A 1,517-nucleotide genomic window follows, 5' to 3' on the forward strand; every position below is an offset into this window, starting at 1 on the left:
CCGCTCATTCACGGCAAAACCAGCACGAAGCAGCGCGAGCAGGCGTTCCAGGCCTTCCGCGACGGCGAAGTATCCACGCTCGTGGTGTCCAAGGTGGCGAACTTCTCCATCGACCTGCCCGAGGCGGCCGTTGCAATCCAGGTCTCCGGCACGTTCGGCTCGCGCCAGGAGGAGGCACAGCGGCTCGGCAGGCTGCTCCGCCCCAAGCACGACGGTGCCGAGGCCGTCTTCTACACCGTGGTCGCGCGCGACACACTCGACGCCGAGTACGCGGTACACCGCCAGCGCTTCCTCGCCGAGCAGGGCTATGCCTACAGATTGGTCGACGCCGCCGACCTATAGACTGGTCGCCCATGAGCACGTTTCACTTCGACGTTGACGAGGAATATGCCAAGCAGCACAACGAACTGCTCCGCGACACTAAGAGCATGGTGCTCTCCGGCATCGCACTCTTCGTCCTCAGTATCGCCGGCGGCATCGCCGCGTGGATCTTCATCGACCCAACGTCGCCCTGGCGCCTCCTCGGCTCCGTCGGCCTGATCCTGTTTGGCGTCATGATGCTCATCGTCGCACTCATGTTGCCGAAGTCAGTGGGCAAGACGCAGACGCTTTACGACGCCCACCCGCTCGCCCCCGCCATCATCACCGAAAATGTCGGGACGACCCTCACCTTGACCGCGCTGGTGAACATGAACGCCTCCGACCGCGGCCCCGCCCGCTGGGCACTCACGTCCCGCGTGGTCAAGCGCATCCCCAACACCCACGACACGGTGGGCACGAAGGTCCCCGTCGTCGCCGTAGGCGGGCAGCGCTCCACCCGCGACAAGCACACCTGGCAGGTCATCACCCCGATGCCCATCGCCTGGGCCACCCCAGACACCAAGGAAATCTCGCGCGCACGCGCCGAGATCCCGCAGGACCAGTGGCAGCGCCTGGAGAAGGCGCGCAAGGACTCCGAGCTGGTCACTGCCGCGAAGAACACCCTCGTGGAACTCTAGGGAGTTCTTCGCCGCCCAGGACGCACAACGCCTGCCTTCATTTGGTGGAGGTGGGCGTTGTGGAGTTCAGTCCTCTTGAGTAGGACAAAGTTATCAGCGGATCAGGGGTTGCCCGAGGGACAGCCAATCCTGATGTCGGGTGGGCTTTCTGCACCGTCATAGGAGCCACTATCACCGGGGCAACAGTAGCCCCGAGCCACCACAAGAAACGCAGTAATCGCGTAAAGTTCCATTACACGTGGTGCAGATAGGCTCGCGGCAGCGTGTGTACTTAACGATCAAATACAGAAGGACTCATGAACGGGCACAAAATATCTCCCAATGCGATTGTCGTTGCACTATTCGGGCTGGCAATTTCGAGTTATGTCGCCATCACAAACAAGTCGATCCTCGGATTCATCATCCTCATGCTGCTCACCATAGTTGCAGCTGTACTGGTTAATCGCATCAAAAACAGTCATCAAGAATAACCAGGAAGTAAAGTCGTCTGCCCGACGCTGCCCCGACTTCTACTCTGCG

General features: G+C 61.0%; 3 protein-coding genes. All 3 read left to right on the forward strand.

Annotation, left to right across the window (positions count from 1 at the left end):
* Window positions 1-342 (forward strand): helicase-related protein (locus EAW56_RS12115; RefSeq protein WP_279629707.1); only part of this gene is annotated, 342 nt, incomplete at its 5' end.
* Between the two features lie 11 nt (window positions 343-353).
* Window positions 354-998, forward strand: coding sequence for a DUF3239 domain-containing protein (locus EAW56_RS12120; protein ID WP_122086813.1), 645 nt, complete (start codon window positions 354-356; stop codon window positions 996-998).
* Window positions 999-1,294: 296 nt separating this feature from the next.
* Window positions 1,295-1,468, forward strand: coding sequence for a hypothetical protein (locus EAW56_RS12825; RefSeq protein ID WP_167457443.1), 174 nt, complete (start codon window positions 1,295-1,297; stop codon window positions 1,466-1,468).
* The last annotated feature ends 49 nt before the right edge of the window (window positions 1,469-1,517 follow it).

The sequence above is a fragment of the Corynebacterium gottingense genome, assembly GCF_003693265.1.
GTDB lineage: Bacteria > Actinomycetota > Actinomycetes > Mycobacteriales > Mycobacteriaceae > Corynebacterium > Corynebacterium gottingense.